At 60.6% G+C, this 21,090-nt stretch carries 18 protein-coding genes and 1 pseudogene; 16 read left to right on the top strand and 3 right to left on the bottom strand.

What is annotated here, in order from left to right; translation table 11 throughout:
* Positions 1 to 191: 191 nt before the first annotated feature.
* From BLU01_RS28285 to selO, 5 genes and pseudogenes are all read left to right on the top strand, one after another.
* Positions 192 to 947 (top strand): annotated as a pseudogene (locus BLU01_RS28285) (MCP four helix bundle domain-containing protein); the annotation flags it as partial.
* Positions 939 to 1,802: a methyl-accepting chemotaxis protein gene (locus BLU01_RS28290; RefSeq protein WP_408003141.1), complete on the top strand. Its 864-nt coding sequence runs from the start codon at positions 939 to 941 to the stop codon at positions 1,800 to 1,802. The pseudogene BLU01_RS28285 and the gene BLU01_RS28290, both read left to right, overlap by 9 nt.
* Positions 1,803 to 3,611: 1,809 nt before the next feature.
* Positions 3,612 to 5,354, top strand: coding sequence for a potassium/proton antiporter (locus BLU01_RS10310; protein ID WP_092274366.1), 1,743 nt, complete (start codon positions 3,612 to 3,614; stop codon positions 5,352 to 5,354).
* 37 nt (positions 5,355 to 5,391) lie between these two features.
* Complete coding sequence (gene mscK / locus BLU01_RS10315; protein ID WP_408003130.1) at positions 5,392 to 8,832, top strand: mechanosensitive channel MscK; 3,441 nt, start codon at positions 5,392 to 5,394, stop codon at positions 8,830 to 8,832.
* A 48-nt stretch (positions 8,833 to 8,880) separates the two neighbouring features.
* A complete protein-coding gene (selO, locus tag BLU01_RS10320) occupies positions 8,881 to 10,344 on the top strand; it encodes a protein adenylyltransferase SelO (protein ID WP_092274369.1) in 1,464 nt (487 codons plus the stop codon).
* Positions 10,345 to 10,348: 4 nt separating this feature from the next.
* Here selO and BLU01_RS10325 read toward each other — a convergent pair whose 3' ends face one another.
* Together BLU01_RS10325 and BLU01_RS10330 are read right to left on the bottom strand one after the other, a co-directional pair.
* Positions 10,349 to 10,750: a helix-turn-helix domain-containing protein gene (locus tag BLU01_RS10325; RefSeq protein WP_092274372.1), complete on the bottom strand. Its 402-nt coding sequence runs from the start codon at positions 10,748 to 10,750 to the stop codon at positions 10,349 to 10,351.
* Complete coding sequence (locus BLU01_RS10330; protein ID WP_092274375.1) at positions 10,747 to 11,043, bottom strand: type II toxin-antitoxin system HigB family toxin; 297 nt, start codon at positions 11,041 to 11,043, stop codon at positions 10,747 to 10,749. Before BLU01_RS10330 ends, BLU01_RS10325 begins: the two co-directional genes overlap by 4 nt.
* A gap of 194 nt (positions 11,044 to 11,237) precedes the next feature.
* On the opposite strand from BLU01_RS10330, the gene trxC reads away from it, so the two are divergent.
* Positions 11,238 to 11,672, top strand: coding sequence for a thioredoxin TrxC (trxC, locus tag BLU01_RS10335; RefSeq protein ID WP_092274378.1), 435 nt, complete (start codon positions 11,238 to 11,240; stop codon positions 11,670 to 11,672).
* Between the two features lie 130 nt (positions 11,673 to 11,802).
* Here trxC and BLU01_RS10340 read toward each other — a convergent pair whose 3' ends face one another.
* On the bottom strand, positions 11,803 to 12,573 hold the full coding sequence (locus BLU01_RS10340) for a ParA family protein (RefSeq protein ID WP_092274382.1): 771 nt from the start codon (positions 12,571 to 12,573) through the stop codon (positions 11,803 to 11,805).
* 357 nt (positions 12,574 to 12,930) lie between these two features.
* Here BLU01_RS10340 and BLU01_RS10345 point away from each other — a divergent pair, with 357 nt between their 5' ends.
* The 10 genes from BLU01_RS10345 (at position 12,931) to BLU01_RS10390 (ending at position 20,965) form a co-directional block, all read left to right on the top strand.
* Positions 12,931 to 13,656, top strand: a complete 726-nt coding sequence (locus tag BLU01_RS10345) for a beta-ketoacyl synthase chain length factor (protein ID WP_092274385.1) — start codon at positions 12,931 to 12,933, stop codon at positions 13,654 to 13,656.
* Entirely contained in the window at positions 13,632 to 14,444 is an 813-nt protein-coding gene (locus tag BLU01_RS10350) for a lysophospholipid acyltransferase family protein (RefSeq protein ID WP_092274388.1), read from the top strand. The genes BLU01_RS10345 and BLU01_RS10350 overlap by 25 nt, the downstream gene beginning before the upstream one ends.
* Positions 14,422 to 14,697: a phosphopantetheine-binding protein gene (locus tag BLU01_RS10355; protein ID WP_092274391.1), complete on the top strand. Its 276-nt coding sequence runs from the start codon at positions 14,422 to 14,424 to the stop codon at positions 14,695 to 14,697. The genes BLU01_RS10350 and BLU01_RS10355 overlap by 23 nt, the downstream gene beginning before the upstream one ends.
* Before the next feature lie 9 nt (positions 14,698 to 14,706).
* On the top strand, positions 14,707 to 14,961 hold the full coding sequence (locus BLU01_RS10360) for an acyl carrier protein (protein ID WP_092274393.1): 255 nt from the start codon (positions 14,707 to 14,709) through the stop codon (positions 14,959 to 14,961).
* Positions 14,958 to 15,503: a COG4648 family protein gene (locus tag BLU01_RS10365; RefSeq protein WP_092274396.1), complete on the top strand. Its 546-nt coding sequence runs from the start codon at positions 14,958 to 14,960 to the stop codon at positions 15,501 to 15,503. The genes BLU01_RS10360 and BLU01_RS10365 overlap by 4 nt, the downstream gene beginning before the upstream one ends.
* Positions 15,500 to 17,179 carry an acyl-CoA synthetase family protein gene (locus tag BLU01_RS10370; protein WP_092274399.1) on the top strand — a complete coding sequence of 560 codons (1,680 nt, stop codon included), beginning with the start codon at positions 15,500 to 15,502 and terminating at the stop codon, positions 17,177 to 17,179. Before BLU01_RS10365 ends, BLU01_RS10370 begins: the two co-directional genes overlap by 4 nt.
* Positions 17,180 to 17,343: 164 nt before the next feature.
* Complete coding sequence (locus BLU01_RS10375; protein ID WP_092281558.1) at positions 17,344 to 18,078, top strand: glycosyltransferase family 2 protein; 735 nt, start codon at positions 17,344 to 17,346, stop codon at positions 18,076 to 18,078.
* A complete protein-coding gene (locus BLU01_RS10380; protein WP_092274402.1) occupies positions 18,075 to 19,022 on the top strand; it encodes an LpxL/LpxP family acyltransferase in 948 nt (315 codons plus the stop codon). The genes BLU01_RS10375 and BLU01_RS10380 overlap by 4 nt, the downstream gene beginning before the upstream one ends.
* Positions 19,003 to 20,547 (top strand): HAL/PAL/TAL family ammonia-lyase, encoded by a 1,545-nt coding sequence (locus BLU01_RS10385; protein WP_092274405.1) that lies wholly within the window; start codon positions 19,003 to 19,005, stop codon positions 20,545 to 20,547. The genes BLU01_RS10380 and BLU01_RS10385 overlap by 20 nt, the downstream gene beginning before the upstream one ends.
* Complete coding sequence (locus BLU01_RS10390) at positions 20,540 to 20,965, top strand: acyl-CoA thioesterase (protein ID WP_092274408.1); 426 nt, start codon at positions 20,540 to 20,542, stop codon at positions 20,963 to 20,965. The genes BLU01_RS10385 and BLU01_RS10390 overlap by 8 nt, the downstream gene beginning before the upstream one ends.
* Positions 20,966 to 21,090 lie beyond the last annotated feature (125 nt).

Raw genomic sequence — 21,090 nt, forward strand, 5'->3', positions numbered from 1 at the left:
CGACCTTCCTCGCGAGTTTTAAAGACTGTGATTGGCGGATCTGGTTCCTGCACTTCGTCGCCGCGCCGCATGTGCGACAAATACGCACAGGGGCTCAAGACTTTAGTCACAGAACCGATAAGTCATGCATACAGCAGTCTTAGCCCGCACGGATGCGCTTTCCCCCGGTAACCCCCATGTCCCTTCGTAATATGAATATCGCGCCGCGCGCGTTCCTCGGCTTCGCCCTGATTGGCGGCCTGATGCTGATTCTCGGTGTGTTCGCCCTCAATCAGATGAGCAAGATTCGCGCGGCCGGTGAAGACATCGCCAACGCCAGCGTGCCGAGCATCAAAAGCCTCGACGAATTCACTCAGCTGACCCTGCGCCTGCGGGTGTTGTCGTACCGTTTGCTGATCAACCGCGAACCCGATGTGCAGCAGAAAACAATGGACCTGTTTGATGCGCGCAATCAGCAAATTCGTGACGCGCAGCGGGTCTACGAGCCGTTGATCGATGGCGCCGAAGAACGCGCGGCTTACGATCAATACGTGCAGTTGCTGGCGCAGTACCGTCAACTCGAAGACCGGATGAAAAGCCTGTCGCGCGCCAACCAGGTCGATGACCTGCGCAAAATGCTCAATACCGAATTGCTGACCAATTCGGAAGCGGTGAATAGCGCTTTGGCGAAATTGCTCGAGATCAACACCCGGCAAATCGCCGAGACCGATCAAGAAGCGACCGATCAGTATTCGTCGTCCTTTAATCTGGTCATCACGTTGCTGCTCATCGCCACTGGCCTGACCGTGCTGTTTGCCTGGCTGCTGACTAACAGCATCACCAAGCCAATCGCCAATGCGTTGGGCGCGGCGGAAGAAATCGCCGAAGGCAACCTGACTCGCCCGATCATCGTCGATGGCGAGGACGAAGCCGGTCGCTTGCTGGCGGCGATGGCGAAGATGCAGGAGAAACTGCGCGACACCCTGCAACGGATCTCCGGCTCGGCCACGCAATTGGCTTCTGCAGCGGAAGAGCTGAACAGCGTCACCGACGAAAGCGCGCGTGGCCTGACTCAGCAGAACAACGAAATCGAGCAAGCCGCGACCGCAGTCAATGAAATGACCAGCGCCGTTGAAGAAGTGGCGCGCAACGCAGTGAGCACTTCCGAAGCGTCGAAAAACGCTACGACTTCTGCTGGCGATGGCCGTGATCTGGTGCAGGAAACCGTCAGCGCCATCGAACGCATGAGCGCTGATGTGCAAAGCACCGCGACGCTGATTGGCGACCTGGCTAACGAATCCCGTGACATCGGCAAAGTGCTGGATGTGATTCGCGGTTTGGCTGATCAGACCAATTTGCTCGCGCTGAACGCGGCCATCGAAGCGGCGCGTGCCGGTGAAGCCGGGCGTGGTTTTGCCGTGGTTGCCGATGAAGTGCGAGCCTTGGCGCATCGCACTCAGCAGTCGACCAGCGAGATTGAACGGATGATCGGCAGCATTCAGAGCGGCACCGAGCACGCCGTGGATTCGATGCGTAACAGCACCGAACGCGCGGAATCGACGCTGAGCATCGCCCGTGGCGCGGGCTTGTCGCTGGACACGATCAACACCGCGATTGTCGAAATCAACGAACGCAACCTGGTGATCGCCAGCGCCGCCGAAGAGCAGGCGCAGGTAGCGCGCGAGGTTGACCGCAATCTGGTGAACATCCGTGACCTGTCGGTGCAATCGGCGACCGGGGCCAATCAGACCAGCGCGGCGAGCAACGAACTGTCGCGCCTGGCGCTGGACCTGAACAACATGGTTGGACGCTTCAGCCTTTGATCTGAAATGAGCGGTGCGCTCAAGAGCCACCCCTCACCCCAACCCTCTCCCCATGGGGGAGAGGGGGAAAGGGAGCCGATCTTCGCGGTTTTCGAAGTCTGAGTTCGACTTGAAATCGCAAAACCGCTCCTGAGCTCGATGCAATCTTTCAGGTCGATGTACCTCGAATAAACACCTCGGTCAGTCCCCTCGCCCCTTTGGGGAGAGGGGGAAAGGGAGCCGATCTTCGCGCGTTTCGAAATCTGAGTTCGACTCGAAATCGCAAAACCGCTCCTGAGTTCGATGCAATCTTTCAGGTCGATGTACTTCGAATAACACCTCGGTCAGTCCCCTCGCCCCTTTGGGGAGAGGGCTAGGGTGAGGGGCCGATCCCAAGCCAAATCGAAATCTCAAAACCACCCCTGAGTTCGCTGCAATCTTTCAGGTCGATGCACCTCGAATAAACACCCCGATCAGTCCCCTCGCCCCTTTGGGGAGAGGGCTAGGGTGAGGGGGCGATCCCAAGCCGAATCGAAATCTCAAAACCACCCCTGAGTTCGCTGCAATCTTTCAGGTCGATGTACTTCGAATAAACCCCTCGGTCAGTCCCCTCGCCCCTTTGGGGAGAGGGCTAGGGTGAGGGGGCGATCCCAAGCCGAATCGAAATCGCAAACCGCCCCTGAGTTCGATGCAATCTTTCAGGTCGATGTACCTCGAATAAACACCTCGGTCAGTCCCCTCGCCCCTTTGGGGAGAGGGCTAGGGTGAGGGGGCGATCCCAAGCCGAATCGAAATCGCAAACCACCCCTGAGTTCGATGCAATCTTTCAGGTCGATGTACTTCGAACAAACACCTCGGTCAGTCCCCTCGCCCCTTTGGGGAGAGGGCTAGGGTGAGGGGGCGATCCCAAGCCGAATCGAAATCGCAAAACCGCTCCTGAGTTCGATGCAATCTTTCAGGTCGATGTACTTCGAATAACACCTCGGTCAGTCCCCTCGCCCCTTTGGGGAGAGGGCTAGGGTGAGGGGCCGATCCCAAGCCAAATCGAAATCTCAAAACCACCCCTGAGTTCGCTGCAATCTTTCAGGTCGATGTACTTCGAATAAACCCCTCGGTCAGTCCCCTCGCCCCTTTGGGGAGAGGGCTAGGGTGAGGGGCCGATCCCAAGCCGAATCGAAACCGCAAAACCGCTCCTGAGTTCGATGCAATCTTTCAGGTCGATGTACCTCGAATAAACACCTCGGTCAGTCCCCTCGCCCCTTTGGGGAGAGGGCTAGGGTGAGGGGCCGATCCCAAGCCAAATCGAAATCTCAAAACCACCCCTGAGTTCGCTGCAATCTTTCAGGTCGATGCACCTCGAATAAACACCCCGATCAGTCCCCTCGCCCCTTTGGGGAGAGGGCTAGGGTGAGGGGCCGATCCCAAGCCGAATCGAAATCGCAAATCCACCCCTGAGCTCAATGCAATCTTTCAGGTCGATGCACCTCGAATAAACACCCCGTTCAGTCCCCTCGCCCCTTTGGGGAGAGGGGAAAGGGAGCCGATCTTCGCGGTTTTCGAAGTCTGAGTTCGACTCGAAATCGCAAAACCACTCCTGAGTTCGATGCAATCTTTCAGGTCGATGTACTTCGAACAAACACCTCAATCAGTCCCCTCGCCCCTTTGGGGAGAGGGCTAGGGTGAGGGGCCGATCCCCAGCCGACCCCAAACCCAATCACCACACATTCAAAAGCTTTTTGACAGCATCACATTTCAACAGGTTAGAATCGCTGGCACGCAGACTGCATGGTCAGTTTGTGCCTGTTTTTTCAGCTTTCTGGAGTATTGCCTTTGAATGCGACGACCATCAACAGCCTGTTCTTGATCGGCGCGTTGCTGGTAGGTGCGAGCATTCTGGTGAGCTCACTTTCGTCGCGCCTCGGCATCCCGATTCTGGTGATCATCCTGGCTGTGGGCATGGCGGCCGGCGTCGACGGCGGCGGCATCATCTTCGATAACTACCCCACCGCTTACCTCGTCGGCAACCTCGCGTTGGCCGTGATCCTGCTCGATGGCGGCTTGCGCACACGGGTTTCGAGTTTCCGCGTGGCGTTATGGCCGGCGCTGTCGCTGGCCACGGTCGGGGTGTTGATCACCACCGGTTTGACCGGCATGGCGGCCGCTTGGCTGTTCGACCTCAACATGATTCAAGGCCTGCTGATCGGCGCCATCGTCGGCTCAACGGATGCGGCGGCGGTGTTCTCGCTGCTCGGTGGCAAAGGCCTGAACGAACGGGTGACCGCCAGCCTGGAAATCGAATCCGGCAGCAACGATCCGATGGCGGTGTTTCTCACGGTGACCCTGATCGACATGCTCGCCAGCGGCCAGACCGGCCTGCACTGGAGCCTGCTCGGCCACTTGATCCGTGAATTCGGCATCGGTGGCGTGATTGGTCTGGGCGGCGGTTGGGTCATGCTGCAACTGGTCAACCGCATCAACCTGGCCAACGGCCTCTATCCGATTCTGGTGATTGCCGGCGGCCTGCTGGTCTTCGCCCTGACCAACGCCTTGCACGGCAGCGGTTTCCTTGCCGTTTACCTGTGCGGTCTGGTGATCGGCAACCGTCCGGTGCGCAGCCGCCACGGCATTCTGCACATGCTCGACGGCATGGCGTGGCTGGCGCAGATCGGCATGTTCCTCGTGCTCGGTTTGCTGGTCACGCCGCACGACTTGCTGCCAATCGCCCTGCCCGCGCTGGGCCTGGCGCTGTGGATGATCCTGTTTGCGCGGCCGCTGTCGGTGATGGTTGGCCTGCTGCCGTTCAAAGCGTTCCACGGACGGGAAAAAGCCTTCATCTCGTGGGTCGGTCTGCGCGGCGCGGTGCCGATCATTCTCGCGGTGTTCCCGCTGATGGCCGGCCTGCCGCACGCTCAGCTGTATTTCAACCTCGCGTTCTTCATCGTCCTCGTTTCGCTGCTGGTGCAAGGCACGAGCCTGCCGTGGGTGGCTAAATTGCTGAAAGTCACGGTGCCGCCGGAGCCCGCGCCAATCTCCCGTTCGGCGCTGGAAGTGCACGTCACCAGCGAGTGGGAGTTGTTCGTTTACCGCCTCGGCGCCGAGAAATGGTGCATCGGTTCACCGCTTCGCGAGCTGAAAATGCCCGAAGGTACGCGGATCGCCGCCCTGTTTCGTGGTCAGCAACTGCTCCATCCGTCGGGTAGTACCGTGCTCGAAGTCGACGATTTGCTCTGCGTAATCGGCCATGAACACAACCTCCCGGCGCTCGGCAAACTGTTCAGTCAGGCGCCGCAACGCGGTCTGGATTTGCGCTTCTTCGGCGACTTCGTACTCGAAGGAGATGCCCAGCTGGCGGCGGTTGCGGCGCTGTACGGGTTGAAGGTCGAAGGCATCGATCCGGACATGTCGCTGGGCCGCTTCATCGCGCAGAAAGTCGGCGGTGCGCCGGTCGTGGGCGACCAGGTGGAATGGAACAGTACCATTTGGACGGTCGCGGTCATGGACGGGAACAAGATTGGCAAAGTGGGCGTCAGATTCCCCGAAGGAAGTCGCCCAGGCCCGGGACTCTTCCTCTAAACTGCCATTCTTTTCACCTAGTTCCAGACCGGTATCTATGCCAACCCTGCGCTCCCTGTTCGCCATCGCCCTGCTGGGCCTGAGTCTTTCCATTGGTCCATTGCAAGCTGCGGAGCCGCCCACCAGCGAAGCCGTGCAGGCGAACCTGGACAAGATTGCCGACCGCAAACTGCCCGAGGCCGACCAGAAAGCCCTGCAGTCACTGCTTCAAGGCACGCTGACCCAGCTCAATAACAAGAAAGACTACGAGCAGAAACTCAGCGATCTGAAGCAGCAACTGGCCACCGCGCCCAAGCTCAACATCGAGAATCAGCGCGAACTGGTCCGGCTCAAAGGCACCAAAGTGCTGCCGGTGGCACAACGCTACGCCAACTCGTCGATCCAGCAACTCGAGCAGATGCTGACCGAGCGCTCCACCCAGCAAAGCGATCTGCAAAAAGCCCTGGCTGAAGCCAACAGCCTGATCATCACCGCGCAAACGCGCCCCGAGCGCGCGCAAGCGGAGATCGCCAGCAGCCAGACGCGCATCCAGCAGATCAACAACATCCTCAAGGCCGGCAAAGATAACGGCAAGACCTTGAGCGGCGAGCAGCGCGATCAGCTGAATGCCGAACTCGCGGCGCTCAACGCGCTGATTCCGCTGCGTCGCCAGGAACTGGCTGGCAACAATCAGTTGCAGGATCTGGGCAACAGCCAGCATGACTTGCTCTCGGAAAAGACCACACGTCTGGACCAGGAAATCCAGGAACTGCAAACGCTGATCAACCAGAAGCGTCTCGCGCAGTCCCAGGAAACCGTGACGCAACAGTCGATTGAAGCGCAGAAGTCCGGCAGCAGCAGCTTGCTGGCGGTCGAAAGCGCGGCCAACCTGAAGCTCTCCGATTACTTGCTCAAGAGCACCGACCGCCTCAACGAAGTCACCCAGCAGAACCTGCAAACCAAACAGCAACTCGACAGCGTGACCCAGAGCGATTCGGCGCTGGACGAGCAGATCAACGTGCTCAAGGGCAGCCTGCTGCTGTCGAAGATTCTCTATAAGCAGAAACAAGCACTGCCGCGCCTGCAACTCGACCGCGACCTCGCGGACCAGATTGCCGACATTCGCTTGTATCAGTTTGAAGTCAGCCAGCAGCGCGAATTGCTCAGCAACCCAGCGGCCTACGTCGACAATCTGTTGTCGACGCAACCGCCGGAGCAAGTCACCCCGCAATTGCGTAAAAGTCTGCTGGAACTGGCCAACACTCGCTCCGACCTGCTCGAGCGGCTGAACCGCGAATTGAGCGCGGTGCTCAACGAATCGATCACCCTGCAACTCAATCAGAAACAATTGCTCAGCACCGCGCAGAGCCTGCGCGCGACGCTCGACGAGCAGATGTTCTGGATTCCCAGCAACAAACCGCTGGACCCGGAATGGATGCGCGGCGTGCCGGAGCGCCTGCAACGTCAGGTCACCACGCTGCCGTGGACGTCGAGCCTGAGCGAATTGATTGATGGCCTGGTGCAGCGGCCGTTGCTGTTCCTGCCGCTGGTGTTGCTGATCGGCGCGTTGTTGTGGCGCCGCAAGAATCTGTACGCGCGGCTGAACAAGGTTCACCAGGACATCGGCCACTTCAAGCGCGACAGCCAGTGGCACACGCCGCAGGCGATTCTGATCAATATTCTGCTGGCGGTGCCGGTGGCGCTGGGCCTGGCCTTGTGCGGTCTCGCGTTGCAATTTGACGCCCGCGGGCAAAACGCCAATATGGGCGCGGCGCTGATCCAGATGGGTCAGGCGTGGCTGGTGTTCTACACCGCTTACCGGATTCTTGCGCCGGGCGGCGTCGCCGAACTGCATTTCCGTTGGGAAAAACCTCAGGTGGAATTCCTGCAAGGCTGGATCCGTCGTCTCGGCCTCGTGGTCATGGCCCTCGTGGCCGTGGTGGCCGTTGCCGAGTTGCAACCGGCGGCGCTGGCCGATGACGTGCTGGGCATGCCGGTGGTGCTGACCTGTTACGGCTTGATGGCCTGGCTGCTCGGTCGTCTGCTGATCAGCAGCCCGACGCACGAAAGCGCTTCGCTGTTCCGTCGAGCGGTGGGGGTGCTGTTCGCGGTGCTGCCGATCGCGTTGTTTGTCGCGGTGTGTTTCGGCTATTACTACACCGCGCTGAAACTCAGTGACCGCTTGATCAACACCTTGTACTTGCTGATGTTCTGGCTGGTGATCGAAGCCACGTTTGTGCGCGGCCTCAGCGTTGCCGCACGGCGCCTCGCCTATCACCGCGCCCTGGCCAAACGCCAGGCTGCAAAAGAGGCCGGCGAGGGCGAAGCCGTCATCGAAGAGCCGACGCTGGACATCGAAAAGGTCAACGAACAATCGCTGCGCCTGATCCGTCTGGCGCTGCTCGGCGGTTTCATCGCTGCGCTGTACTGGGTCTGGTCGGACCTGATTTCGGTTTTCTCGTACCTCGACAACATCACGCTCTACGAATACACCAGCGGCACCGGCGCGAACATGAGCATGGTGCCGATCAGCATCGGCGACATGCTCGGCGCGCTGATCATCATCGGCATCACGTTCGCCCTGGCGCGCAACTTGCCCGGTTTGCTCGAAGTGTTGGTGCTATCGAAGCTCAACCTCGCGCAGGGCAGCGCCTACGCCACCACCACGTTGCTGTCGTATGTGATTGCCGGCGTCGGTTTTGTCTCGACCTTGTCCACGCTCGGCGTGAGTTGGGACAAGTTGCAATGGCTGGTGGCGGCGCTCTCGGTTGGTCTCGGTTTCGGCATGCAGGAAATCTTCGCCAACTTCATCTCCGGGATCATGATCCTGTTCGAACGCCCGGTGCGGATCGGCGACACCATCACCATCGGCAACCTGTCCGGCACGGTGAGCAAGATCCGCATCCGCGCCACGACGATCACCGATTTCGACCGCAAAGACATCATTGTCCCGAACAAGACGTTCATCACCGGGCAACTGATCAACTGGTCGCTGACCGACACCATTACCCGGGTAACGCTCAAACTCGGCGTCGACTACGGCTCCGACCTCGATCTGGTCAAGGCCTTGCTCCTGCAAGCGGCACGCGAAAACCCGCGCGTGCTCAAGGAACCCGAGCCGCACGTGTACTTCCTGAATTTCGGCGAAAGCACCCTCGACCATGAGTTGCGCATGCACGTGCGCGACCTCGGCGACCGCAACCCGGTGCTCGATGAGGTCAACCGCTTCATCAACAACGAGTTCAAGAAGCAGAACATCAACATCTCGTTCAGGCAGATGGAGGTTTATCTGAAAAACCTGCATGGCCAGGAATACAAGTTGGTGCCGGTCGAGGAAGAGAACAAAACCATCATCTCGCGCGAAGTGCCGGCCGGTGTTTCAACGCAGGCCAAGACGGATGCCTCGACGGATGTTGCAAAAGATCCTTCGAAGGATGTCTCGACCGGGCTCGCCAAGGATGAGCCGGAACAAGAGCCGCCTCCGACCAAACTCGACTAACGCGTTTATCCCTAGCAGAATGCTCGGACATTCTGCTGGAGATGGCCGTTGAAAGCCCTCGACGAACTGACCTTCGATAATCGCTTCGCCCGCCTCGGCGACGCATTCTCAACCCACGTGCTGCCCGAGCCCATCGCCGCGCCGCGACTGGTGGTCGCCAGCCCCGCCGCCATGGCCCTTCTGGACCTCGACCCGGCGCTGGCCGAGACGCCGGTGTTCGCCGAACTGTTCGGCGGCCACAAGCTCTGGGCCGAGGCCGAACCACGGGCGATGGTCTATTCCGGTCATCAATTCGGCAGCTATAACCCGCAACTCGGCGACGGCCGCGGCCTGCTGCTCGGCGAGGTCTACAACGAGGCCGGCGAACACTGGGACTTGCACCTCAAGGGCGCCGGCCAGACGCCCTACTCGCGCATGGGCGATGGCCGCGCGGTGTTGCGCTCCTCGATCCGCGAGTTTCTCGCCTCCGAAGCCCTGCATGCCCTGAACATCCCGACCACCCGCGCACTTTGCGTGATCGGCTCCGACACGCCGGTGTGGCGCGAAAAACAGGAACGCGCGGCCATGGTCCTGCGCCTGTCGCCGAGCCATGTGCGCTTCGGCCATTTCGAATATTTCTACTACACCAAGCGCCCCGAGCAGCAAAAACAGCTCGGCGAGCACGTTCTGGCCATGCATTTTCCCGAATGCCTGGAGCAACCCGAGCCGTACTTGGCGATGTTTCGCGAAATCGTCGAGCGCAATGCCGAACTGATCGCCAAATGGCAGGCCTACGGTTTCTGCCACGGCGTGATGAACACTGACAACATGTCGATCCTCGGCATCACCTTCGACTTCGGCCCGTTCGCCTTCCTCGATGACTTCGACGCCAACTTCATCTGCAACCACTCCGACGACCAGGGCCGCTACTCCTTCAGCAACCAGGTGCCGATCGGCCAATGGAACCTCAGCGCCCTCGCCCAGGCCCTGACGCCGTTCATCAGCGTCGACGCCCTGCGCGAAACCCTCGGCCTCTACCTGCCGCTGTATCAGGCCCACTACCTCGACCTGATGCGCCGCCGCCTCGGCCTGACCACCGCCGAAGATGACGACCAGAAACTCCTCGAACACCTGCTGCAACTGATGCAAAACAGTGGCGTGGATTACACGCTGTTCTTCCGCCGCCTCGGCGATCAATCGCCGGCACTCGCGGTCGCGCAGTTGCGTGATGACTTTGTCGACATCAAGGGTTTCGATGCCTGGGCCGAACTCTATGTGGCCAGGGTTGCGCGCGAAGGCTTGCTCGACCAAGCGCAACGCCAGGTTCGGATGCATGCGGTGAATCCGCTGTACATCCTGCGCAATTACCTGGCGCAGAAAGCTATCGATGCAGCAGAGAGCGGTGACTACGCCGAGGTGCGCCGACTGCATGCAGTGCTGAACAACCCCTTCGAGGAACAGCCGGGGATGGACAGCTACGCCGAACGGCCGCCGGAATGGGGCAAGCATTTGGAGATCAGTTGTTCGTCGTGAGTGCTCAAATAAACGTTTCCGCCGAAACGGCGAAGCGCTCAGCCAACCAGCGGATCTGTCGCACGTTGAGCTGACGCTTGCCGCTCAGGATTTCGGAAACCACTGATTGGGTTCCGACGCCCGGCAAGTCGCTTTGGCTCAATGCGTGCTCGCGCATCAAATAGCCGAGAACCTCGACGCCACTGGGTTTGGGCATCGGGTGATGCTTGTGATCCCACTCCTCAATCCAGTCGCCGATGATATCCACCAGACTCATCAACGGGTGGGACTCATCGCCGCCGGTCATCGCCAGCAATTCATCGAGAGCCTGGGCCAATCGGTCGTAGTCTTCTTCGTTTTTTGGTTTGCGCAGCAACGGGGCAACGAACTCCCAATGCTCGGCGGCTCTTTTGATCAAAATACTCATGTCCTTTCCTCCTTCCACTTCCCGCGCTCGTACTCGCGGTGATCGAGTACATGCTTGATATAGAGCTTCTGCGCACGGTATCTGACGTAGGCGATCAGCCGTAGCTTGTTGCCGCCGATATCGAAAACATGCAATTCACCTACTTTATCGATGGCGGGAAACAAAGCCTTCATTGCCGCAAAATCGTGCGGTTTGCTTCCTTTGGCCAATTGATACCAATGATCCAGTGCGCTAGCAGTCATTGGCCATTTGACCTTGGCTTCGCGTATGCGTTTTTCGGTGATGACATGCATGCAACATCCTTATCGCATTCTGCTATGGGGAGTTAATCACAGATTGGGAATATCGCAAGTTGCGATAACACCCGAAAGACCAGCGGTCTCACTGATTCACCTCAGCCTAGTTTTCGCGCGATAGGCTGCACGATTGAAAATGTCAGCAGACGTCTCCAAATACAGGACATCGGCTTCTTACCAGGACCACCCTCATGTCTGAACCACTGCTAATTCCCTGCCCCCACTGCAACGGCCTCAACCGCATCCCCGCCGAGCGCATGGGCGATCAGCCGAAATGCGGTCGCTGCAAGGCTGAAGTGTTGCTGAGAAAACCTTTTGATTTGAAACAAGGCGATTACGCCAACCAGATCAAGGGTGATCTGCCGCTGCTGGTGGATGTCTGGGCCGAATGGTGCGGGCCGTGCAAGTCGTTTGCGCCGGTATTCGAGCAAGCGGCGGGGCAATTGGCGGGCAAGTGTCGGTTGGCGAAACTGGACAGCGAGGCCAATCAACAGTTGTCGGCGCAGTTGGGAATTCGCTCGATTCCGAGTTTGATCCTGTTCAAAAACGGCCGGGAAATCGCGCGCCAGAGCGGCGCGCTGCCATTGCCGCAGTTGCTCAGCTGGCTGCGTAGCCAAGGAATCTAAGCCCAGCAAAGATCAAATGTAGGAGTGAGCCTGCTCGCGATGGCGCCCGTTCAGTCAACGCGGATGTTGAATGTTAAGGCCCCGTCGCGAGCAAGCTCGCTCCCACAGTGGTTCGGCGGTGGCTGTGGGGTCAGGCGTTCTCAAGCAGGTTATGCAGCTCAACAAATTGCTGGGTCAGTTTGTGTCGTGGATCAAGGTAGATCAGCGGCATGTTCGCCTGGTGCGACTCCCGCATGCGCACCGAACTGCCCAGATAAACCGGCAACACCGGCAGGCCTTCGGCGATCAGTTCGTCGAGGATCTGCTGCGGCAGGCTCGCCCGGGCCTGGAACTGATTAACCACAATGCCTTCAACCTCCAGCCCTTCATTGTGGTCCTCTTTCAACTCCTCGATTTCCGCCAGCAAGCCATACAGCGCATGGCGCGAGAAACTGTCGCAGTCGAAGGGAATCAGCACACGATCGGCGGCGATCAACGCAGACACCGCATAAAAGTTCAGCGCCGGCGGCGTATCGAGGTAGATCCGGTCGTAGTCCTCGTCCAGCTCGTCCAATAATTTGCGCAGCTTATTGATCTTGTGTTTGGCCTCGAGCTTGGGCTGCAGGTCGGCCAGTTCGGCGGTGGCCGTGATCACGTGGAGGTTGTCGAATGGGGTTTCGTAGATATCGACCTGGTTTTTCTTCGAGAACGGCCCCGAAGACAGGGTCTGCTTGAAGAAATCGGCAATGCCCATCGGGATGTCATTGCCGGTGAGCCCGGTCAGGTACTGCGTCGAGTTGGCCTGGGCATCGAGATCCACCAGCAGGGTGCGATAACCCTCGCTGGCGCTGACTGCGGCCAGATTGCAGGCAATGCTCGACTTGCCTACCCCACCTTTCTGATTGAACACCACACGCCGCATGTCGAAACCTCCGTGTATCAAAGAATGCCCGAGTGTAGTAGTCCATGGCGCTGCTTAGCTACCTTGCGCGTATCGGGACTACACGGTCAGGTGCAAACTCTTGGTCAACAAAACGCAAAATCGCCCGTTGATCGCAGACTCGCCCGACAGATTTGCGCGCTGGAATGTGGATAATGGCAATACGACAGCTTTACCGCGAACCAACCGGTACATTTCATTGCGCAAAATGTAACCAACATTTGCTACACGCCCGCCGCACCGGGATAATGCGCGCCACTCGGCGTTCAGCGCCTCGTTAGGTCGGGCGCATATTTGTGCGACTCACCGCGTCAAGGAAAGCCCGCAGGGGCGGGATGAATCTCAGTGATCAACTTCAACATCGCCCAATGGCGCGCATGGGCCCCTGGGCTCGAAAGCGTGGACGATTGGCGGGCATGGTGCCGACAACCGGTCGCGCCTACCTGCAGCGATGCCGCCCCCGACGTGTCGTTTCTGCCGGCCATGCAGCGCCGGCGACTCAGCCGACTGGCGCGGATGGCGTTCAGTGTTGGCTGGCCACTGGCCGATGGTCGGCAGGACCTACCGTTGGTCTTTATTTCCCGTCACGGCGAAACCCCGCGCACCTTCGATATTCTCAGCGATCTGGCCGCCGATCAGCCGCTGTCGCCGACCCAGTTCAGCCTCTCGGTGCACAACGCCGTTATTGGCCTGTGGTCGATCATGCGCGGCGAAACCAGTGAAATGACCGCCCTCGCCGCTGCCGGCGATGGCCTTGAACACGGCATGCTTGAGGCTGCGGCGCTGCTTTCGGAGGGCGCACCCGCCGTGCTGCTGGTGGTCACCGAAGAACAACCGCCGCAAGCTTATTCGGCGTGGATCGACGATGTGCCGTTCCCTTACGCCGTTGGCCTGTTGATCACCACCGGCGACGATTGGCAGCTGTCGTTGAGCAGCAATCCGCAGCAATTACCGAAAACCCACTGGCCCCATGCCCTGAATCTCTTGCGTACCCTGCTCGGCCAGCAGTCAACCTGCCAACATGCCTGGAAAAATCGTGTATGGACCTGGCAACGCAACCCGTAACCGGAAAAAACCGCGACGCCTACTATTGGCGTTTGCTGGCCACCGCCGCGAGCTTCGCCCTCTTCGGGTTGGGTGGGCTGTGCCTGCGATTGCTGGTTTTTCCCTTGCTCGGCTGCCTGCCCGGCGATGCCGCGACGCATCGGCTGCGGGCGCGCAAGACCGTCAGTCGCTGCTTCTGGTTTTTCGTGCGTTTCATGGCCCGCGCAGGCGTGCTGACTTACGACATTCAAGGCGCGGAAAAACTGGGCCGGCCGGGGCAAATGATCATCGCCAACCACCCGTCGCTGATCGACGTGGTGTTTCTGATCGGTCTGGTGCGCCACACCAATTGCGTGGTGAAAAAGAGCCTGTGGGAAAACCCGTTCACCCGTGGCCCGTTGCGCAGCACCGAATACATCAGCAACGACGGCAGCATGGACATGCTCGACGCCGCGGCCGACGCGTTGAAAAGCGGCCAGACCCTGATCATTTTCCCCGAAGGCACGCGCACCCAGCCCGGCCAGCCACCGGCCTTTCATCGGGGTGGCGCGGCCATTGCCCTGCGCGGTGCGAAAATCCTCACACCAGTGATTATCAAGGTCAGCCCGACCACCCTGACCAAAGCCGAACCCTGGTATCGCATCCCGAAACGGCGCGTGCACTTCAGTTTCCGTGTCGGGGCCGATATAGACCCACAGACCTTCGCCGCGCAAGGCCCTGCCCCGCAAGCCTCGCGCAAGCTCAACGATTATTTGCACACCTACTTTATTAAGGAGCTCGCCGAAGATGAGCGATCTGCACACCAATAGCCTCGAGCAGGATATTAAAGAACTGATCATCGAAGCCCTCGGCCTCGAAGACATCAGTGCCGACGACATCGGCAACGACCAGACCCTGTTTGGCGAAGGCTTGGGCCTGGATTCGGTCGACGCTCTGGAACTGGGTCTGGCGATCCAGAAAAAGTACGGCATCAAGATCGACGCCGATGCCAAAGACACGCGCAACCATTTCAGCAACGTGGCGAGCCTTGCGGCGTTCGTCACCGCAAAACAGGCAGCTTGAGACCGGACCATGCAAACTCGTGATGACATTTTCAACACCCTGCGCGATGCCTTGGTCGAACTCTTCGAGCTGGAGCCCGAGCGCGTCAGCCTCGACGCCAACCTGTATCAGGACCTGGAAATCGACAGCATTGACGCGGTCGACCTGATCGACCACATCAAGCGCCAGACCGGCAAAAAGATCGCTGCCGAAGAATTCAAATCGGTGCGTACCGTCCGCGATGTGGTCGAGGCGGTTTACCGTCTGGTTCAACCCGCCGCATGAGCCGAGTGATCGGCCTCGGCCTGCTGCTGGCGGGCCTGCTGTACCCCTTTGCGGTGTATTTCGGCATGGAGCACTTTGCCCCGTGGCAATTTGGCCTGCTGCTCGGCAGCCTGTGGCTGGCGCGCGCGCTGACCGGCGTGCGCCGGCCCGGCAGCCTGTGGATGGCCATCGTCGCCATCGGGTTTTGCCTGCTGCTGGCGCTGTTCGACAGCCCGGCGCTGTTGCGCTGGTACCCGGTGCTGATCAACGCGTTCATGCTCGCGCTGTTCGGGCTGAGCCTGAAATATGGCCCACCCATGGCCGAACGCCTGGCGCGCTTGCGCGAACCGAAATTGCCCGCGAAGGCGATTGTTTACACACGCAAGGTCACGCTGGCCTGGAGTGTGTTTTTCCTCTGCAACGGATTGTGCGCCGCCGCGTTGACCCTCTGGGCGCCGCTGAGTTGGTGGATGTTGTACACCGGCCTGATCTCCTATGGATTGATCGGCCTGATGTTTGCCATTGAATGGCTGATACGACAACGGGTACGAGGCCACCCATGAATTGGATAAAACTTGAGCAATTGCTGCTCAAGGCTCAGCCGGAACGCGCCATGACGGCCGCACCGGCGCTGAATCACGCGCAGTTGTGCGCGCAAGCCCTGAGCTTCGCCGCCGGCCTGCAAGCCGACGGTATCAAACGCATTGCCGTGCACCTCGAAGACGCCGCCGACCTGGCGATTGCGCTGCTCGGCGCCTGGCGTGCCGGGGTCAGCGTGTTGCTGCCGGCCGACCTGCAAGCGCAGACGCGCCAGCGCTGGTCGAGCGACGTCGATCTGTGGCTGACCGATCAGCCCGACGACGCGCATCTGGCCGACTATCAGCACGCGCCGCTGGCCGCCGCTGCGCTGGATCTGGATCGCTGTGAGTTGAGCCTGTGCACCTCCGGCTCCAGCGGCGAACCCAAGCGTATCGACAAAACCCTGCGCCAACTGGCCAATGAGGTCGAAGCGCTGGAACAGCTGTGGGGCGCCGATCTGGGCCAGGCCTGCATCATCGGCAGCGTCGGCACTCAGCATATTTACGGCTTGCTGTTTCGCGTGCTCTGGCCGTTGTGCGCCGGGCGTACGTTTGTGCGCAAGCAATTGGCCTTCCCGGAAGACTTGCAGCGCGCCAGCCGCGAATACCCGGCGTTTGCCTGGGTCGGCAGCCCGGCGCTGCTCAAACGCATGGGCGACAACCTCGACTGGCCGGCCCTGAGCGCAGTTTGCCGAGTGTTTTCCTCCGGTGGCGCGCTGCCTGCCGACGCCGCGCAAAGCCTGTTCGAACGCTTGCAGCAATGGCCGACGGAAATCCTCGGCAGCTCGGAAACCGGCGGCATTGCCTGGCGCCAGGGCCAAGACCTGTGGCAGCCATTCGCCGACGTGGTGCTCAGTCAGGACAGCGACGGCGCTTTGCTGATCGCCTCGCCGTACTTGCCTGCCGGCCACATCGAGCACACCGCCGACGCCGCGCGAATGGCCGCCGACGGCCGTTTCGAATTGCTTGGCCGGCTCGACCGGATCGTCAAACTGGAAGAAAAACGGATCTCCCTGCCGATGCTCGAACAAGCGTTGATGGCGCACGATTGGGTCGCCGACGCGCGGCTTGGCGTGGTCCAGGAAAACCGTGCTTCGCTGGGCGCGCTGCTGGTGCTCAGCCAACAAGGGCTGCATGCGTTGCGCAATCAGGGCCGCCGCACGTTGACCCAGGAACTGCGCCAGCACCTGAGCCAGCATTGCGAAGCGCTGGCATTGCCACGGCGCTGGCGCATCCTCCGTCAATTGCCGCTGAACGCCCAAGGCAAACTGCCGCAGGCCGGCGTCGAAGCGCTGCTGCTGGCGCCGCGAGCGAAGGCCCCGGAAGTGCTGGGACAAGTGGAAACCGACGGTGAATGGAGCCTGCAACTGGCCGTACCGCCGGACCTCGCCTATTTCAGCGGTCACTTCCCGCAAACCCCGGTTTTGCCCGGCGTGGTGCAAGTGGATTGGGCGCTGAGCCTCGGCCAGCAATTGATGAACCTGCCGAGCCGCTTCGCCGGCATGGAAGTGCTGAAATTCCAGCAACTGGTGCGCCCCGGCGACGAAATCCAATTGCACCTGCGTTTCGACGCGGTGCGCAGCAAATTGTATTTCGCCTTCCGTAACGACACCGCCACCTGCTCCAGCGGACGGATTGTGCTGGAGGCGTCCTGTGGATAAGTTGAATTCCCGTGTAGCAGCTGCCGCAGGCTGCGTCCGAGTGCGAAGCGCTCGCAATCAGGCCGCCATGGTGATTCTGAAGGATCTCGTTGATCTGGTTTGCCACCGCTTCGCGGCCGAACGCAGGCTTCGCCAGCTGCTACAAGGGTGCGGTGGGTATCAAAATGCATAACCCCTGCGCAATCATCCCGGTCTACAACCACGAAACCGCGATCACCACGGTCGTCGATGCCCTGATCGCCCAAGGTTTTCCGTGCATTCTGGTCGATGACGCCAGCACCCCGGCCTGCGCGAAAGTGCTCGACCAACTGGCGCAGCGCGATGACGTTTTCCTGGTCCGCCTGACCGTCAATCAAGGCAAGGGCGGCGCGGTCATGACCGGTCTGCGCGAAGCCTCGCGGCTGGGCTTCAGCCACGCCTTGCAAGTGGACGCCGATGGCCAGCATGACCTCGCCGACGTCGCGACTTTCATCGAGCAATCGCGGGCCAATCCGGCAGCGTTGATCTGCGGTTATCCGCTGTACGACGCCAGCGTGCCCAAGGGCCGTTTGTATGCGCGTTACCTGACCCACATGATGGTCTGGATAAACACCTTGTCGCTGCAGATCCGCGATTCGATGTGCGGTTTTCGCGTCTATCCATTGCCGGCAACCCTGGCGTTGATCAGCTCGGCGAAAATCGGCAAACGCATGGATTTCGACTCGGACATTCTGGTGCGCCTGTCGTGGCGCAATCAGCCGATGTTGTGGCTGCAAACCAAGGTCCATTACCCGCTGGACGGCGTCTCGCATTTTCGCCTGTTCCACGACAACGTCCTGATCTCGAGCATGCACACCCGGCTGTTCTTCGGCATGTTGCTGCGCGCGCCGCTGATCCTCTGGCGACGGTGGCGCACATGACCGCCAATACCGATAAAAAGCACTGGGCCGACCGCCAGGAGCGCGGCAGTTTCTGGCTGATGAAATTCACCGCCGTCTGCGCCAAAGTCCTTGGCCGACGGCTGTTGAGTCCGCTGCTGTACGGCATCGTGCTGTACTTTTTCCTGTTCGGCCGCAGCGCCCGTAAAAGCGCCTGGCAATACCAGCAGCGCCTCGCCGACTGGAGCGCTCGCGCGCAATTGCGCCCGACGCACTGGCGCGTATTCGGCCAGTTCATGGCGTTCGCCGATTCGATGCTCGACAAGCTCGACGTGTGGAACGGCAAGCTCAGCATCAACCAGATCGAAATCGTCGACCCGGCGTTGCTGCGCACGCAACTGCGCGGCACCCGTGGCCAACTGTTGGTGGGCGCGCACTTGGGCAACCTTGAAGTCTGCCGCGCACTGGCGGAAATCGGCGAGCAAGTGACGATGAATGTGCTGGTGCATACCAAGCACGCCGAGCAGTTCAATCGCCTGCTGGGCGAGGCCGGCGCGAGCAATTTGCGCCTGATTCAGGTCAGCGAGCTCGACCCGGTGATCATGCTGCAATTGCACGAACGCCTGGAGCGCGGCGAGTGGCTGGCGATTGCCGGCGACCGCGTGCCGCTGCACGGTGGGCGCAGCGTCAACGTCGACTTTCTCGGCTACCCGGCAGCGTTCCCGCAAGGCCCGTGGCTGCTCGCCGGGCTGCTCAAATGCCCGGTCAATCTGCTGCTGTGCCTGAAGAAGCCCGACGGTGAATATCGCCTGACCCTCGAACCCTTCGCCGACGCCATCGTGTGGAAGCGCAGCGACCGCGAGCAGGTCATTCATCAGTGGGCGACCCGCTACGCCGAACGCCTGGGTCACTATTGCCTTGAAGCGCCTCAACAATGGTTCAACTTTTACCCTTTCTGGAAGACCGATGACGACGCCAACGCTTGAGCCGGTAACCTTCGGCGAACTCCCTTTGCGCATCGAAGACGTGCTGGCCGTGGCCAACCGCCACGCGCCGACGCAGTTGCAGGGCGACCCTGAATACCGCGAAAGCATTGCCAAAGGCGCGCGTTTTCTCGACTCGCTGCTGGACAAGGAAGGCGTGATCTACGGCGTGACCACCGGTTACGGCGATTCCTGCGTGGTCGCGGTGCCGCTGCATCACGTCGAAGCGCTGCCGCGTCATCTCTACACTTTCCACGGTTGCGGCTTGGGCAAATTGCTCGACGCCCAGGCGACCCGCGCTGTGCTCGCAGCGCGTTTGCAGTCGCTGTGCCACGGCGTGTCCGGGGTTCGCGTGGAACTGCTGGAACGCCTGCAAGCTTTCCTCGAACACGACATCCTGCCGCTGATTCCGGAAGAAGGTTCGGTCGGCGCCAGCGGCGATCTGACCCCGCTGTCGTACGTCGCCGCGACCCTGTCCGGTGAGCGCGAAGTGATGTTCGGTGGCGAACGTCGGCAAGCTGCCGATGTGCATCGCGAACTCGGCTGGACGCCGCTGGTGCTGCGCCCCAAAGAGGCCCTGGCGCTGATGAACGGCACGGCGGTGATGACCGGGATTGCCTGCCTCGCCTTCGCCCGCGCCGATTATCTGCTGCAACTGGCGACCCGCATCACCGCGCTGAACGTGGTCGCGCTGCAAGGTAATCCGGAGCATTTCGACGAGCGCCTGTTCGCCGCGAAACCGCATCCGGGGCAGATGCAAGTCGCCGCGTGGTTGCGCAAGGATCTCGCGATCGACGCGCCCACCGCGCCGCTGCATCGCCTGCAAGATCGCTATTCGCTGCGTTGCGCGCCGCACGTACTTGGCGTGTTGGCCGACAGCCTGAACTGGCTGCGTTCGTTCATCGAAATCGAGCTCAACAGCGCCAACGACAACCCGATCATCGACGCCGAAGCCGAGCGCGTGCTGCACGGCGGGCACTTCTACGGTGGCCACATTGCGTTCGCCATGGACAGCCTGAAAAACCTCGTCGCCAACGTCGCCGATCTGCTGGATCGACAACTCGCGCTGCTGGTCGACGAGCGTTACAACCACGGTTTGCCGAGCAATCTGTCCGGCGCCAGTGCCGAACGGGCGATGCTCAATCACGGCTTCAAAGCGGTGCAGATCGGCACCAGCGCCTGGACCGCCGAAGCGCTGAAAAACACCATGCCGGCCAGCGTGTTCTCGCGCTCCACTGAGTGCCATAACCAGGACAAAGTGAGCATGGGCACCATCGCCGCGCGCGATGCCGTGCGGGTGCTGGAGCTGACCGAACAGGTCGCCGCCGCCACCTTGCTCGCGGCCAACCAAGGTGTGTGGCTGCGCAGCCGGGCGCAAGAGGCGCGACCGCTGCCGCCCGCGCTGGCAGCGATGCATGAGGAGCTGGCGAAAGACTTTGCGCCGGTCATCGAAGACCGTGCGCTGGAAGGCGAATTGCGCCTGTGCCTGCAACGTATCGCCGAACAACACTGGAGGCTGCATGCGTAGCAAAGGAGTGCTTCACGCCGATACGGAAATCCTCGTGCCGTTCTTTGATGTCGACACCATGCACGTGGTCTGGCACGGCCATTACGTGAAATACCTGGAAATCGCCCGATGCGCGTTGCTCGACAAAATCGGCCACAACTACACGGCGATGGTCGAGTCGGGGTTTGCCTGGCCGGTGATCGACCTGCAACTGCGTTATGTGCGCGGCGCGGTGTTCGGCCAGACGCTGAACGTGCGCGCCAGCCTTGTCGAATGGGAGAACCGGTTGAAGATCAATTACCTGATCAGCGACCTGCAAACCGGCGAACGCCTGACCCGCGCCAGCACCGTGCAAGTCGCGGTCGAGATGAGCAGCCGCGAAATGCAACTGGCCTCGCCCAAGGTCTTCACCGAAGCCGTCGAAAGGATGCTGCCATGAAGTTCACCCAATTCCTCTGTAGCAGCTGCCGAGCCCGCGAGGCTGCGTTCGACGGCGAAGCCGTCGCAAAACCTGCACATGCGGTACATCAGAAGAAACCCAAGGCGACTGCTGCGCAGCCGAAC

The organism is Pseudomonas prosekii, from assembly GCF_900105155.1.
Classification (GTDB): Bacteria; Pseudomonadota; Gammaproteobacteria; order Pseudomonadales; family Pseudomonadaceae; genus Aquipseudomonas; species Aquipseudomonas prosekii.